Raw genomic sequence first — 16,680 nt, 5'->3', positions numbered from 1 at the left:
GGGCAGTGACGTGAGTCAAGTAGTCAATAAGTTTGATTTCACCGTTATAGATTACACGACAACTCAGTACGGTTACCTGTTTACAGTCGGAACTACAGGAAGCAGGCCTGAGGATTATCGATTTATATACATGCCTTACAGCCGGTATCCAAGTGTCCTGATGCTTGATTTTTACATGGCAAGATCGATCTCTCATGGATTTAATCATCAACTTGTGGAAGCGATTCGCAAGGATCTGGAAGGAGAAGAACGATTTATTGTTCTAAGTGATGCTGAACAGGATAAAGAAGGACTTTTACACAGTTCCATGGAAGGATCGAGCTCAGCTACCAAGCAAGGCGATGTCATGGAATTTTCGTTTGAAATGCAGCGGTCTGCTTTAATTGAAGCTTTGGAGATGGATCATCACGATGAAGGCCACAGGCCCGGAGGTTTAAAGGACTCATTCATTCCTGAAGATATGTCAGAGGGCTGGCGCGTAGATAACGATAAAGAGCTAAAGATTGTCCGTAATTTGGGTTTAACTCGTAACTTTGTTAAGAATCTGGATAAGCTGGAGCCTGGAAAAATCAGTTTCAGGGTTAGTGAATTTGGGATGATTGCGGACTATGCAGATAGTGCAGAGCAAGATAACAGCTCTGAACTGGTGATTAAACAATTGATACACTCTGTTCGAAACGATAAACCGGATATGGATGTGGCAGAGGTTTTCGAGAAAGTGGAGAAGATCATTGGACGCCGGGCACAAAATGACTTTTTGTTAGAAGCCATTCAAGACCACTTCAGAAGTACAGAACTTGAGAGAAGTCTCCAGTCCCGGAAAGTAAGCAAACAAGATGTGGAAATTCTATATCAGGACCTGTTAGGTTTACGTGATGATCATAAAGAAACATTTGCTGATCAAGCTACCATGATTGGGAAAAGGGTAGATGATCATCAGCAATTATCCATTTTCTCTGATATGTCGACTGCTTATATTCGTAGATTTCAGGAAATAAAGTATATGCACCTTGATCGGACGTTGCCGTTAGCCCAAAGAGTGGATAACATTTCACAATTGACACTCATGCATACACTGGGAACAGCTGTGCGAGCAACAACGTTTGGTGGAACGACTACAGGCAAAATTGTTCAAGCAATGAGAGACAACGAAGAGAATATGTTTCTTTCACAACTGAATCATGCTACGAGGGTTATTAAGAATGAAATGACAACTCACGAGAATGTACTTGCCAAACTGAAGGATCGTCAGTACCCGACTGTTCTACATACCGAAATGAGAAGTACGCGAGAAGTCAACAAGCAACTTTACTTTCATGATGATCTCAGTCAAAGCAGCCGTGACCAACATCGAAATGCGTTAGTCTTTCGTCCGAGTGATACCCTTTGGCATCCGCTCCAAGCTCACAGAATTATAGACAAACATCCGGCAACTACAGCATCCGGTATCATTTTGGCATCCAGAGATATAGGGACTATTACGGATGTGGAAAGGCAATTTCCTTGGGCTGTTCGAGATCAAGCGGAAGATATGAACGTCATGGGTGATCTGACTACGGGGCAAAGAGTTTATTTGGAGAAAATGTATATTGAGCACGAGCATCCTAAGGCACGACGAATTTATGTGGTTCATAGTGAGGTGGACCGTCATGCAGAACAGGCTTATCGTGAAAGTAAGGAGCACGGTTTTGTTTTCAGAGATTTGCAGGAGAGCAGAAGGATCAGTAAGGTTCCTGGGTATGTAGAGAGGGAGAGTAGGTTAGGCAAACGAGTGACTGCAGAGGCTCTTGAAATACTCAACAAGCAATCACTTGGTGAAAGGGAAAGCAAGTTCGATAGCTATATTGAGGACAAGTTCCATACTGCAAAAACAGAAAAAAGGAATTTGTTCATCCCGAACAGCGAAGAAGGTGCAGAAAGAAAAGCATCCTTTGAAAGTTATACGGCTGGTTCAACAACGGCAGAAAGAGCGTTGGCTCATGATTTGTGGTTACCTGAGTCTGAGGACCATTTGGCTGACAAAGAATTATTACGTTCTACCATGCTCGAAAAGCTAAATTCGTATGGAAAGAACGACGAACAGAAGCATGTACATCTGACAGAGAAACCACTTTTATCACATAGAGATCGTAAAAAGTTACATCTGGAAACGACCCTGCAATCCATCCGAGATAATAGTCGACCAACCATGATTCGGGATGAGCTTTTGGACAATTTGGTTGGTGGAGGATGGTTGGGGAATAAAGCATACCCTGGATATCTGGACGAGGAATTTATCGTAGGGGAGATCTTGGAGAACAGTCCGGCAGTCATCCTGGAAATGATGATGGAAGCTGTGAATAATGCAGGCGCTTCGGTTTATTTTGATGAACCGTTTTTGGCTGGGGTTAGAGAGCGGGTAGATGCGTTAATCGATTGTGGGATCTTATCAGCTGACAAAGTAGGAAGCAGATCAGGCATCATTTCCTTTAATTTCGAAGGTGCGAAGGAATCTCAGCCTGGTGATATAGGGACGGAACTCTCAGAAGCATCCAAAGATTTGAGCATAACAGTACTTGAGGATGAAACTCGATCGGCTGAACTGAACAGACGTAATTCTACTCTAGAGACAGACGTTTTCGAGGGAGTGAAAGTAAAGGAAGATCAGCATGGCGAAATTACGGAAGTCATTTACGGCGCAGATTTTAATGCAAGACCGGCTATTATTGAGTTTGAAGATTCATTAGGTTACCTGAATCCTGGAGGAGGATTATTCCCGGATGACCCAGCGTATGAAGGAAGTCAAGTTGAACGCAGAGGACAAACCTTTGATGAGTACGGGATAGGCGCAAAATATAAACGGGACGGAATGGCTCTCGACCATCATATCGTGAGTTCCAACATGAACCGTGAGAGTGTGATTCATACCGAATTTAATATGGGCGGGGTTTCCCGGTATCGATATGGAATAATTGATGATGAATACACCATGGGTGGCACGAACTTACGCCAGATGCTTTTGAACAGCGAATATGCTATTGGAACGTCAAAGACTCGTGAGGGATACTCGTATGATCAACAACTTATGGCTACTAATCCAATAAGAGAAGGTTTAATCAGTGGTGAGTACTCCATAGGCACAGCCAAGATCAGACAGTTGTATTTGAATGAGAGCTATTCTATTGGCATGATTGAACCACGTCAGGCAGCTATTGATATCGATTACTCACTGGCAACTATGGAATGGAGATCTGCGCTGCTCAGCGAGGATTATTCCATAAGCAGCTCGAAATATCGAGATGGAGTAGCTGAGATTGGATATACGCTTGGTTCATCGTGGGCAAGAGAAGGTGCGATGGATATTGAGTTTAACGAAGGTATGCGGCAAGCTTGGGAATCCACGTTGGTAAATATTACTCCTGAAGCGATTAGGGTAGATCGATATGGATCGGTGCAAGATGAGATATCTCTAGCCACTACTGTAATGAAATCTGCGAATCTTGACGATATGCTGACGGCTCATTCAATCATGCGCAAAGGACAATTGAACGTTGAAATCATTTCGGATAACATGAACAGATTATCCCTCATGCTTGAAGATAACCATTTTACAAGAATCGTGAAAGAGGCATCAGTTCATGAAATTGAGAGTGAAGTTGTCAAGTTACGCTTGAGTGAATTGCATGGTGAGGGTTGGTACGGTGGTAAAGGTATCAGAGATACTGACTTGGTCGAACTGATCTATGATTCGATAAAGAGTAAAAAGGATTCAGCACTGGATCATGATGTGATTCTTGCATACAAGCATACTCATGACGCTTACCTTCATGAGACAACTGATAGCACGATTGAAAAGATTGCTAATCTTGAAGAACAACTTATAGCGGATAAACCGCAAAATGGTTACCTTGACCTCACGTTACCACTAGGCGGTACAAATCTGAAATATGCAGATGTTCCAGTGGAATCTGTGGGTGGGACGGGGCTCACTTATGGAGATATACCTGTAGAGATTGTTGGCGGAACGAATCTGAAGTACGGTGATGTTCCAGTTGAGATTGTTGGTGGAACAAACTTGAAGTATGGAACAACAGAGATTGTACTCTCAGCGGACAAACCCCAGTACGGCAATATGGAAGAGAATCTGCTCGCTGACAAACCGCAATATGGATATTTGGAAGAGAACATGTACGGTCTGAAAAATGCCAAAGATTCCACTATTGATGAGCAAATTCATGCGTTTAAAAACGGTAATGAAGCTGATTTGATCCAAACGCTTGAGTTAAATAAAGAGGATAGGTCAGCATTCCTTCATGACAAACTTTTGGGGGTAAAAGCTGAAAGATGGGCGCATACCCATGAGACGATCAATGATGTAGTGAAACTGCGAAATGGATCGTTGGATCAGGACATGTTCTACGGAAACAAGGAATTTAATGAATCCATTTTGGACATGGAACTGGTTGGCTTCCAATATAAACAGCTAGACCTGATCCGAAGCGAATATGCTTACCTTAAAACGAGAGACGTTCATATTGAAGATAATTCGTTCATGAGCTCCAGAAGTTCTTATGACGCGTATAACCATCAATTGGATTCTGGAATGAACTTGTTAAGAAGCACGACTCTGGATTGGGAGCAATTCGCAGCGGAGAAAATAGATCGATATGGTCATTTACATGAAATGGAAAGTGGCGTTGGGGATGAGCGAGCCGGTGAGCATTTTGATGGGATATATGGTACCACACTCCAGAGGTTTGCTTTCTCCAGTGAGGAGTTAAGTTACGGAAATAGTCTGCCATACACAAGTTACATTGTTAATGACGGCGAGAGTTTTGGCAGTAAGTTAATAGACCCGGGTTATCTTAGTGAAGATGATTTTGAAGGGATAACAGAGGAACGTGAATCTAGCATAGAAAGAGAGTGGCCGACTGGAACAGCAAACGCCAGATTGTCTGAAATTGAAGATCCTGATTCTCTCATGGCTTCATTTGAAGAACGCTGTTCTCAAGTCATCACAGGTTTTATTTTCGCTGAAAGACCTGAGAAAAGAGCAGAGTATCTGGAACAGTTGCACGCGTTCCTTCCCGAGAGAACAGCTCATCTTATGGAAATGTATCACGAAGCCAAGATGGAACCACGTGAGAGCTTCACACTGACTGATCATCCGGTGGCTGAACGTGAAACCGCTGATGCTTACATTCCGATGATGGACACCATGGCACAGGGTCTTATATTCGATTACTCGGAAGATCTGCTCGATCGAGGGATGGATCCTGAAGATTGGGAAGGTGGTTTGGGTGTGCCGGAGGACTATGATCCGAATGATCCATTTAATGTGTACTATCCGTATTCCAAGGATATGGATGCACTGGAATTATCCCAATCAGACGATTGGACTAAATTCGGTCAAGGCGATTGGGATCGGGATCCATTGCTTGGAAAGTTTTATTCCAAGGCAGATACGAAGGACATCAGTGGATGGTACCGCAATAATTTCCTGGCTGAGACGTATAAGTTCTCCATTGATTTCAAGGTGGATGCAAGTACGGATGGGAATGGCGCAGGAATTATTTTCAAATACTTCGATGAACATAATTATTGGATGTTTATGGTTCATGGAGGAGACAGCGATAACAGTCTGGATATGAGAACGCCGATGCAGCTATATAAAATCGTTGCTGGCAATCCAACTGCAGTGGGTTCTCCGATGCAACCCTTTAAGTGGGAGAAGGATAAATGGTATACATTGTCCGTGTCTGTCATGAAAAACAAAATCCAAATCTACACAGACTCGAAATTGCAATATGATCTGACGGGCACCGATTAACTCGGTGCTCTTTTTGTCGTATAGAGAGATTGGGAGGTGATTGGTATGGGTCATACATTTGGTTTGTTCTCCAAATCACAGAAAGGTGTATTGTTCGCCAATATGAGAGCGAAGATTGCGGACGAAAGTTACGGCAACCCCAATAACCCTGCGTATTTACCGCAGAGTCCCAATGCACCGAGGAGTGAAACGGACCGGCATGGCGAAGAAAATAATCCTATTCTGGGTGATCCAGGTTACGGTCAGATAGGGCGATGGCAGACGGTTCAATTGGATGCACTGGAAAATAGTATTGATCAAATCATTGAGCAATATCTGAAAGATAAGTCGTGGTATGCGAGTGTACGATGCCGTGAAGCACTGTGGAATATGTATCGCAGGCTTGAATGGTGGGTAGAACAACAGCAGCCTCCAGATAAAACACAATATCAGCGAGTACTGCAGATGATTAAAGATTGTATTCACAAGATTCTTGAAAATGCTCAGAAGCCTGGCGGTAGTCATCATGGTGTATCATTGCCCGTATGTCCGGCACCCTACTACCATCATTTTAGCGGGAATTACTTTAATCATTTTGATGCAACCGTATATGAGATTCCGCTCTTTTCAATGAAAAAGGACGTCCCGTTCTCAAATAAATTCCCTGATTTCTTCAGATATGTATCATCGACGGAGGATCAGGAATGGGTAGCTGTCCACTCCGTAGGCCGAAATGAACAATCTGGATCAGAGATGATCTTAAAACTGGATTTAGGGCTTCTGGAGATTGGCAACTCATCCAAAATTACATTTAACTGGCGTGTGAAGCGTTATGGACAGATCAGGTTCAAGTACCTGGCTAGTGCCAAGCGCGGTAATGGCATGCTGTTCTATATTAATGGGCAGCAAGTTGGGGGCGAATGGAGCGAGAATAACGGATGGCAAGAAGCTGCATTTACGTTGCAGCCAGGACAGATGTACAAGTTCGACTGGTTAATCCGCAAAATGAGACCCGAAGTATGGCAGAACAATGGTATCTATATCAAGGATGTTGAAGTCGTTGAGATTGTGGATACACGCAAGCCGCCTGCGCCTCTGGATTATGATTTGGATGGGGAGCATGTACATGAGTACGGTAATTGGGTAGTAAGATCCCCACAAAGTGTGGCACAAGCGCATTTTCAAGGTCAATTTATTGCAGATGATTTACGAAAGAAAACTATGATAATGGATTTGGACAACGAATGTAACGGAAGTATCTCATTTGCCTACAAAATGGGTGTAGATGAAGAGCCCTATCCTGATCATGATTATGAGTTGTTTTTCGACGATAAAATGCTTCAACGTACCCAGCGCGGGGATGGAGATCATGGCAGCTATGCTCGATCAGTGCATGGTGTGGAGTGGATACTAAATGGAGAATATTCAGAAACGGAAACCGACCAGGCTAAAATTGAATATGAGATTGTTGCAGGGCATGATACGACCATTGACCTGAAAGGGGTAGTTGAGGTCATTTGTCCACCTCAAGAAATTGATCACTGGGAGCCCAGTCTTTATGGACAAGGGATTGGGAATTATCAATGGACAATGTCGGGAAATCCCAGTTGGATTCGTCACAATGATACATTGCGTCTGGATGAACCAAAGCAAGGTGATATGATTGCCCAAACAGAGGTGATTTTAGATGATGATGGCTGGTTTTTATTCAGTTACTCACATCAATTGAGGACTACTGAAGCGTTCGAGGTAACAGTCAACGGCATGTTAGAACATTATACAACCATGCAAAGTCACGGAGATCAGATACGAATCCCTTTGGAGGCTGGTATTAATTTAATACAGTTTTATATTCGAGATCGCTTGACCGAAGAACCACTCATATATGAGATGGATAAACCGTTCACCTATGGAAACAACACCGGCAATACATATCGTACCTTATCTCCGCTAGGCTCATATGTTGATGTGACAAGGAACTGGGATGTTACGGATGCTGGTGCAAGGACAGAACAACATGGAGATACGATTACGTATAAGGCGGAGTTGAACCCTGGTGCTAAGTTTAGTGTAAAAGAGCATATGCGTATTTATCCTGCAATGGACCCCGCGTACAATCCTGATAAAGGAGGTACAAGAGATGAGAACGTGTTTGAAGAGATATTTAATGACGAAGGCAACTATGATGAGGCATTGAGGTTCATAGGGAGTTGGGATTGGAAAGAAGTTGTAGTCGGAGATGGCGTGATGTGGGCCCAAGGTCATGATCAGGATTTCATATGCGAGTTTGAAGCACAGTTAGACAACTCAGGATATATCTGCTGGCAGTATGGAGGGGAATTTGACACCGGCGAGAAACTGGAACTTCAAATTGATGGTGTTTCAGTCTGGACAGGGAGTCAATCCAATGGAGACGATGGAACAAATTGTATGTATCCATTACCATCGGGGAGTCACAGTTTCCGCTGGATTTACCGGGATGGTAAGGCGTATGCACCAGGTAATGGTAGTACAGGCGGAGCAGAAAATGGATCAGCAAATTCCGGAGGGAATGGTACCGGTAATGATCAATCAGGTATAGCAGTTAAAAGTCCTTTTGGAGAAGAGTGTTATCCAGCTTCGTTCAAGAATCATGACATTCAATACGGGCAAAAGCTTTATTCAGGTAAGTCTGATCGTAATGCTTTGTGGAAGGCTTATAATCAGGGACAGGTCTTCTCAGGATCTGGTGGAGCATATGCGATAGGTGTTACGAACAATAAAGCCATTAAACGAGATTTTGTTGTTTCCGACGTTGGGACAATTCAATTCTCGGAATATCTCACTGTATACCCGGTTCAAAAGTTAAAGGTATATGGATTAAGAACGCTTAAAGATTCTACTTTCAAAGCAGAAGCAGGAATAAAAGAGCCGGGTAAAAATTTAAATTATTACTCAATAGATGTCCGTAATACCAGACCAGGTAATAAAGATTCAGATTTTGGAAGTGAACACACCAGAAAAGTTTACGTTGAATTTTATTGTAATGGAAGCTTTGAAATCAGTTTCGATTATATGTGTTATCTATTTGATGGAGATGAGAAAGCCAGATTTCGTGTCCAGTATTACAAAGGTACACAAGTAGAGGCGAAAAAAGGTGTAGTCATCTTAGATGAGAAGAAAAATTTAGGGTACAACCAAGGAATAATTAACTACAAATCCATTACTGATAAGCAGTGGAAGGATGCAATACCTTTTAACAAAAAAGTGACTGTTAAGGAGCCGGGTACTTATACCTTGTGTATTGGACTTACGGATACCTTGAAAGACGAAGATGAAGATTCAAAAGGGATTCCTTATCATGCATCCATTAAGAACCTTCAAATTCGAACTGAAGATCCTAACGGTAAAAACGGAGATAAACTAGTTAATTACTCTATTTATGATAATAAAACCTATGTAGATGTTGAATTGACAAATACTAAGACTGGGGCAAAAAGCCTTCTTAGAAAATTGAAAGTAGAAGCAGGTAACCAAACAGGTGAAAGCATCCAAATTCCAACTAACCTAGAACCTGGAACTAAATATACCATTACATACACACTCCATAAAAATAAGGGCTCATCGAACGCCACGGGTCTTGATGCTGGTGGTTTCACGCTTAGTAATGGGAGCTTTACAGAGACCTGGGGCGCTTATTGCACTGATGCGAAGGGGGGGATATATCTAAAGGATAAATCTCCCCATCCAGGAGAAGATTCATGGAATCCACCTGGACCAGATACGACTGCGCCAGATGGTGGCAGTCATGCCTGGCTCGACGTTATTCGATTATACGAGAATAGAGATAGGGCTTGTCGAGGAACCAAAATTGTCATTGAAACTTACGAGGACGGTCAACTACTAATTCCACCACGAGAAGTAACAACTGAAAATGATCAAATCATTTCAATTGAAGTCGAGAATACCTCAGATCAGAAAAAGAATTACGAGGTTCGTGTTCGATTCGAGCGAGGATGCCCGGGAGATGGCGCCATGATCTGGGGAGGGAAACTGAATATTGATGATATTATCAAAGTTGATCCATCCTGGGCTGAGGTGACTCACTTTGAAGTTTGGAATAATAAACCGATCTGGATGGGCGGTTGCGATAACAGTAATATGCGCGTAAGAATTACACGTGAGGACGGAAAAGTGTTATGGGATGAAAAGTATTACGGGGATGGGTATCGTGCATTCGAACTGAATGATCTGGCTCCCAAGCCATATAGCAAGTATAAGGTGGAGATTACAACAGATCAGAAGGGGCAAATCAGCGATTGGACAGGAAAACGATATCTAACCACCTTCCGGGTGCATGACTTCAAAGCCTACGAACGATGGGTGTGGGTACCTGAGCCATTTGATTGTCAACTGGATTTCTTCATTGACGATGAGCTTATCAAAACATTCACCCAAGAGGGTGGATACTATACATTTTCACATCCAGTGCCCAAAGGCAAACATGAGTTCAAATGGGTGTTCACCTCACTTCAGGAAGTGGGTACGCGTAGTTACGAATATGCTAATCTGGACTGGATGGAGCTGACCAACTGGATATGTGATGACGTCTACGTCATTCCTTACTGCGAAGGTGGTGGTGGAGACAAGTGTGTTGAAGCGCTTATTAAATGTTTGCTGGAAGTATGGAAAGCAAGGCCCAAGATGTGTGTGATCGGTAAACGCATCTGGCTATTCACGTAAAGAAAGGAGGTTCTGTATGGGTGTTGTGAGGTTGAAAGAGTCAGGCAGGATTTATGAGGATGCGTTCGTAAGCTCCAACCTGGATTCCAAATGGGAAGTACTCCCTAACGATGCTACTCGCTATGAAGCGGGTAGTGGCAGCCTGGTGCTCAAACATGGTCAAGATCCGCTGTATATGTTCTATAAACCTTTGACAGATATTAAGCAATTCGTCATGGATGTGAAGAACAGTTACAATCCCGATACAGAGGGATGTTACGGTGGAGTTATCGTGTTTGTAGATGAACATAACTACATGGAGATTGAAGAGTTTTTGGATATGTCCTTGCCAAAGCCTTTGCTGAAGACTTACCCGTGGATACGTTTGATTCGAGATTATAACTATTATACGGCGTATTGGTCGGATGATGGCGTGATTTGGAACATCATTGGTTCTGTAGAACTGGTGGGAGCCCCTAAAATTGGTCTTTATCTGAAGGGTGAAGGTGATCACCCCATGCATATTCAGTATATTCGAATCAACAAAGGAACATCTATTGCCGTAGACAATCTAACCAAAGGAACTGTGGTTGATCTAATCGATCAGAATGGTGTTGTGCTTGAGTCCAGGGTATGCCGATCTGAAGAAACGGTTGTACATTTTAACATGGATCCATATTCATATCCGTTTGAGGGTAATTTTGGGATTAGGCTTCCGGATGGAAATCGGTTTCAGGCCATGGATTCTATAAAGTTATACAGGGGAGACCTAATGTATTTTGAGGTTACACCAGATTTATATTACAAAGAATCAAATCCTGAAACAGGAGAAGATTTCGATGTGCTTCTCTATCCCAACACGGATAGGTTTCTAGGCTATTTAACGGCAGGTGGTTCTGCTACACAAGAAGTTCGAATGTTTGCCAAGAACCCCATGATATCAGGAGACTTTAAAAATGTAACCTTTGCGCTCACAAGCGGGACGGATAAAGTGCAGATTGCGCCTGATGTTGAAGGCATTCCGGGGTCTTTCAGCTACTCGATCACCGCGTTTACCATTCTACCAGGAGCGTCCTATCCATTCTGGCTGCGAATGGAAAGGGAAGAATCTCAAGACAGGTATGCTTCCCAGGTCAAATTTTCGCTACAGATGTATTCGACATACATATGACTTAATCGTATTGGAGTAATTACGTATAGATCATGTAAGGCATGAATGGAGGTGGTCAAATGTCAGTAAGAATTAACCAGTCTCATCGATCATCCGCCAAGAGTCATAAGGAATTAAGTGATATTGGGGTCCGTACGCATGATGAGATTGATTCCTATCTTGCAGAGTTGGATGAAGCCAGAGGGAATGCGCTTAGTCTAGGTGATCGAATCACACTCGTAGAAGAATCTGCACACGATAGCCGAGACGCAGTAAAAAATCATGAGCAGAGATTAGGCGATGTCGAGACTAAGGTTATTTCAAACAGCTCACGATTGGATGATGTTCAGCAGGATATTGTGACGGCAAGAGCAGATGTCAATACTATTTCCAAGAGTCAGGATGACCATGAGAAGAGATTGAGTCTTGCGGAGACGGAGATAAAAGAAGCACGTGGAGCAGAGGCATCCATAGATCATCGATTTGACACGTTGGAGAAAGCGATTGAAGTTGTAGTGAAGCAACCCATTCAGGATCTCAGTGTTACCAACCCCACGTACCTAGATGCAAATAACAGTGTCCAAGTTACGATTAATGCAGGACGAGCCAGTATCAACAAGGTTATTGTGGATCAGTTTTCTCAGACATTCAGCATTTCAGACATTGAAGCCAATACGACATATTATATTTTTCTTCATGAAAATGGGGAGTACACTTATAGCTCAGATCAAAAAGAGCCCAAGGATGCCATGATCATAGGTGGACTCGATGTTGGAGTTTCTCCAACAACTTCACTCACGGCTTTGGATTTCAGGTATTTCTTAACAAAGGGTTCTGTTGAAAATGACATGTCTGCATTGGGAATTCGTGTAGATGATCTGGAAAAAAACGTTGGTGAGCAAACCACAACAATTGCTACACATCATACGGCGATCAAAGCGATGGAAGTCCAATTAGAAGCAACTGCTAAAGAAGTTGTGGCTTCAAAAGAAGATAAAAACGGAGTTGTCTATGATGCTCTCAAGGACAGACTCGACAACATGCAGAGTCGTCTTGAACTCGCTGAGAGTCGAGGTACTATGGAGCATCAATCCGTATTCCATTTTACTTCTGCTCCTAACAGCAGGTTGTCGACGACTAGAGATTTTCAAGTGCCCAGATATGTGATTGGTTCAAATTCCGCAGAGGTATTTCTGGATGGAATACGCATGGATGCAGGAGACGATTACATTGAATATAATGATACGCTTATACGGTTTACTTTTGATGTGCCCAAGGAAGCCCGAGTAACTGTCATTGGTCGTGGGTCAATTATTAACACCACTTCGGTAACCGAATATACCTATTATCCAGATGGAAAAGTACATACGGAGAAGATTGATGGAGGGATCAACCGCACCATTGAGCACTTCTATAGCCCGGATGGAAATCTGGAACGACAGGAGGTTACTGAGAGTAACGGACAGATCAAGTCCATTGAGTATCAGCGTGACATTACGGGTAGAGTACTGCGCGAAATTAACAATGGTGCAGAGTATTATGTGCTTCAAGGAGGTGCTACCTTCGATGACACGGACATCCGGAGGAGACTTGTCTTTCTTGAAGGAAGTACACTTGAGCTGGATGTCGTATATAACTACTTCTCTAATGGTGACATTGAGTCAGAAGAAGTATTCTCAGTAGATTTGAATCCACAGCTATTGAAGAAAACATCGTTTACTTACAATGCAGATGGTACCGTTAAGACTGAGACCTTGATCTATGACGGCCAAGGAGTTCAGAAGGGATTTGAATATGATGCTAGCGGTAACATCAAACAAGTAAAAATTAGAAAGGTCGTGATTTGACGTGACGAGGACCGTGCAGGATGTAAAATTTGCACTACATACCATTATGGATAAATTAGTGGGCAATCACTTAGAGCCATTCAGTACAGAGGAAATTGAAATTCTAATCTTTGCTTTTGAAAGCAATATTCTGTTTGATAATGTGGCTCATAAGTTTCTGCCTTCACTTAAAGGGCTACCTAAAATTTATGAGGTTGCTAGTGGTGTGGAGTTGGAGAATGAAGTTAGGGAAAAAGAGCAGTCCTATCAAGAGAATCTCATAAGAGAGAGAAGCGACATGGTGAAAACAGTCTTGTTTGCTGTTATTAAGGAACATATATTTCGTGACATGAGTTTAAGATTCGGGACTTAAGGAGGTATTAGAGTGGCTGAGAACATTCTACTAAGCGCGCTACGAAGATACGAGTTTTATTCTTACTCGTCCACATTTATTTCAGAACTCTATAAAACAGTGAGCCAAGAGTTATATGGAGATACCAACTGGGAATGGGATTACAATACAACGAATGAATACTCGATTCCAAGAAGCTGGAATAGTACCAGTAGATTTACAGGAAACCAAGGCACAATAACGGCAAAAAATAAAAATGATCCAAGTTTGTTTTTTACAATAAGTATGAATATATCAAGATTTTATACTAATTATTATACTAATGACTATACACGGAGTTATTTACTTAGAACTGGATATAGAAACAATGGTTCAGTAGTTAAACCGGATCTTTATACTGAAGTAGGCGCTGTGTCAGAAATACCATTAAACACCTGCGTAAACGAGGCCTATTCCGACAGAAGCACTGCCCCAAATGTATACTGGAAATGGAGCTTGTTCATATCAAAATATTATATTTTTATGATAGGTGAGCCACAGAATGCTACTGACGTAGCGTATCCAGTAAGATTGTATCTTGGAAAATTGAAACCTTTCGAAAATGAGGACCCTTTAGTGGCTAACGATTTTGTAGGCGTTTTCGGACATTATCCTCTAGGTTTGAATATGTCGGACGACAAATTGAAGTACAGTACAGGGCGAGGCTATGTGAGAACATCAAGAAACGGCACAGCGAATGCTCTATATCATTTTTCAACAAGCTCTCAAGTCTCTTCTCCAGGTTTGGGTGGGAGGTACTTTATCTCGCCCTTCTATGTATGGCATGAATCAGAAGGTGTTCGTGGGGAGTTTTATGGTATTCGAACAGCCGTTTTAAGGGATGCAGGTATGTATCCCGATGGCTCTATTCTAGATCTTGGAGACGAACGCTATTATGTTTTTCATGTTATGAATCAACAGCATCCCGCAACACATCAAGGTTTTTATGCAAGCAATGGAGCTTACTACACCGGCCAACCCTACTTCTTCGACTCTCCCTTACTTCTCGGTGGCGGACAACGGGTGCTGCTATTCGAGATCGAAAAGGAGGTGTAGTGCATGACCATGATTCGCAGACACGAGTTTACCAGTACGCTAAGCTTATTTACTTCAACGCTTGTTAACACATTGAAAGATGCACTCGATCCTTACTGGGATACCATACATACGGCCGAAACGACATATGCCAATTGGGGAAACGCGCTGCTTACCAATAAAAAAAATACATCCATGCGTTTTACCATGTGTGTATGGGCGCACGCCAGAGGAGTCAACATTCGCTGGGGACTGAAGAACCTGGGAAGCAATGTGGCATCACCAGATCTATTCATAAATCCGCCAGTGGACACAGATAAATTCATGACGGAAACGCCATTTTTGTGTCATAACGTGCAGTACAATGTGAACTATAAGTGGTCTGTAATTACGAATGAGGACATACTGTTTATCCACGGAGAGAGTCTGAACTACCCGGAACGAGCTTACCCAGTACGAATATTCCTAGGCAAATGCCAGGCTTTAGAGCAAGAAGACCCGGCGATTGCCAACAAATTTTATGGCGTTTTCCCACATATGCCTTTATCCGCTTCGGATAACAACATATCAGATCAATATGACACTCCTAGAGGTGTCGTGATGACTTCACGGAATGGAACGGAGTACGCACTGTACAATTTTGGGACAGAGTCCATCCCTTCTCCAGGTGTAGGTTCAAGATACTATGTTACGCCTTTTATGGTCTATCATCCATCTGAAGGAGCTAGGGGTGAATTCAAGGGTATGCGTTCCATTGTATTTAAAAACAGTGCGCAGCACCCGGACGGATCGATCCTGGATCTTGGCAATGATGGCAAGTATTACGTGTTTCATGTCGTAGATCAGGATTATCCGAATACAGACTATGGACGTTATTACCACAATTCGAACCTGGCTCCTGTGTATTCAAGACCGAAGTTCTTCCATGGAGCCAGACTGCTTGGTGGTGGACAAAGAGCGTTACTTTTCCAAATATAGGAGGTGTTTATGAGGGATGGCTAATTTCACAGGCAAAGTTAAGATGAATGAATTATTTGCAAATATTGTTCAAGGCTTTAAAACGATTGCGGGATCTCCCTGGTCCATTTTTTACGAGACAGCGAGTGTGATCGTGCTTAAATCGGTGGGCACAACGGGTTCAGATAAACTGTTCTTCAGACTTGAGGTTGGAAACACGAAGGAAACTACGGGAAATAAATTGACCGTGAGTGTGGCTGAAGATGTGATGGCAACAGATGGTAGTATTCCTTTGGGCAGAGCCGAAGTGAAAAAGGACTTCCTATGTCATACGAGTGCCGTTGATACGAATCTATTAATCGATTACCAAGTTTCAGTACAACCAAACCGGATTATTATTTATTTGCAGGGGGATGTGAACTCGGTTACCGGTATATCCAATCTGGGTTACTTCGGAATTCTGAACAGGTATGCCACAGAGACAGATTCCTCGAGTTTGAGTGTTGGCCTCAGCTACAATGGGGATAATGGTATCCGGACGTTGCGTGATAAAGATAAACAGATGGTGAATAACATTTATGATGCCTACTCTGCCATGCTTCCTGTTAATCCAGGGTGGGGGTCTCTTTATCATCTTGCTCCGGTTATTATGTGTAATGGTGTGGAAGGTCCTAGGGGAGAGCTTATTGATATCTATGCGGTACCTTCTGCCGGGGTTTCCCATGGAGATGAGATCAAAGTGGGCACTAAAACATATAAGGTATACTCGCTGTCGATTGGTGGACAGAGCTTCTTATCAGGCGCTACGGTTGCTGTCCTGATGAATTAAGGT

8 protein-coding genes are annotated in these 16,680 nt (G+C 42.8%); all 8 read left to right on the top strand.

The genetic code is table 11. The features are described 5' to 3' along the window. Positions 1 to 10: 10 nt before the first annotated feature. The 8 genes from MHI52_RS19575 to MHI52_RS19540 are packed head-to-tail and all read left to right on the top strand — an operon-like array spanning position 11 to position 16,677. Positions 11 to 5,809: a hypothetical protein gene (locus MHI52_RS19575; RefSeq protein ID WP_405157496.1), complete on the top strand. Its 5,799-nt coding sequence runs from the start codon at positions 11 to 13 to the stop codon at positions 5,807 to 5,809. Positions 5,810 to 5,854: 45 nt separating this feature from the next. Beyond that, positions 5,855 to 10,510, top strand: a complete 4,656-nt coding sequence (locus tag MHI52_RS19570; protein WP_405157495.1) for a hypothetical protein — start codon at positions 5,855 to 5,857, stop codon at positions 10,508 to 10,510. Between the two features lie 16 nt (positions 10,511 to 10,526). Next, positions 10,527 to 11,660, top strand: a complete 1,134-nt coding sequence (locus MHI52_RS19565) for a hypothetical protein (protein WP_405157494.1) — start codon at positions 10,527 to 10,529, stop codon at positions 11,658 to 11,660. A gap of 59 nt (positions 11,661 to 11,719) precedes the next feature. Then, positions 11,720 to 13,486, top strand: coding sequence for a hypothetical protein (locus MHI52_RS19560; RefSeq protein ID WP_405157493.1), 1,767 nt, complete (start codon positions 11,720 to 11,722; stop codon positions 13,484 to 13,486). A 46-nt stretch (positions 13,487 to 13,532) separates the two neighbouring features. Next, positions 13,533 to 13,838: a hypothetical protein gene (locus MHI52_RS19555; protein WP_340984766.1), complete on the top strand. Its 306-nt coding sequence runs from the start codon at positions 13,533 to 13,535 to the stop codon at positions 13,836 to 13,838. A gap of 12 nt (positions 13,839 to 13,850) precedes the next feature. Continuing rightward, entirely contained in the window at positions 13,851 to 14,912 is a 1,062-nt protein-coding gene (locus MHI52_RS19550) for a hypothetical protein (protein ID WP_340984767.1), read from the top strand. 3 nt (positions 14,913 to 14,915) lie between these two features. After that, positions 14,916 to 15,869: a hypothetical protein gene (locus tag MHI52_RS19545; RefSeq protein WP_340984768.1), complete on the top strand. Its 954-nt coding sequence runs from the start codon at positions 14,916 to 14,918 to the stop codon at positions 15,867 to 15,869. Between the two features lie 16 nt (positions 15,870 to 15,885). Continuing rightward, positions 15,886 to 16,677 (top strand): hypothetical protein, encoded by a 792-nt coding sequence (locus tag MHI52_RS19540; protein ID WP_405157492.1) that lies wholly within the window; start codon positions 15,886 to 15,888, stop codon positions 16,675 to 16,677. Positions 16,678 to 16,680 lie beyond the last annotated feature (3 nt).

The organism is Paenibacillus sp. FSL H8-0283 (assembly GCF_045040675.1).
Taxonomy (GTDB): domain Bacteria; phylum Bacillota; class Bacilli; order Paenibacillales; family Paenibacillaceae; genus Paenibacillus; species Paenibacillus amylolyticus.
The sequence above is the reverse complement of the archived record's forward strand: the minus strand, read 5'-3'. Positions and strand labels throughout refer to the sequence as shown.

What these genes read in the sequence shown, in the direction of transcription:
- MHI52_RS19555 (WP_340984766.1), top strand. Translation starts at nt 13,533, where the DNA reads ATGGATAAATTAGTGGGCAATCACTTAGAGCCATTCAGTACAGAGGAA.
- MHI52_RS19545 (WP_340984768.1), top strand. Translation starts at nt 14,916, where the DNA reads ATGACCATGATTCGCAGACACGAGTTTACCAGTACGCTAAGCTTATTT.
- MHI52_RS19570 (WP_405157495.1), top strand. Translation starts at nt 5,855, where the DNA reads ATGGGTCATACATTTGGTTTGTTCTCCAAATCACAGAAAGGTGTATTG.
- MHI52_RS19540 (WP_405157492.1), top strand. Translation starts at nt 15,886, where the DNA reads ATGGCTAATTTCACAGGCAAAGTTAAGATGAATGAATTATTTGCAAAT.
- MHI52_RS19565 (WP_405157494.1), top strand. Translation starts at nt 10,527, where the DNA reads ATGGGTGTTGTGAGGTTGAAAGAGTCAGGCAGGATTTATGAGGATGCG.
- MHI52_RS19560 (WP_405157493.1), top strand. Translation starts at nt 11,720, where the DNA reads ATGTCAGTAAGAATTAACCAGTCTCATCGATCATCCGCCAAGAGTCAT.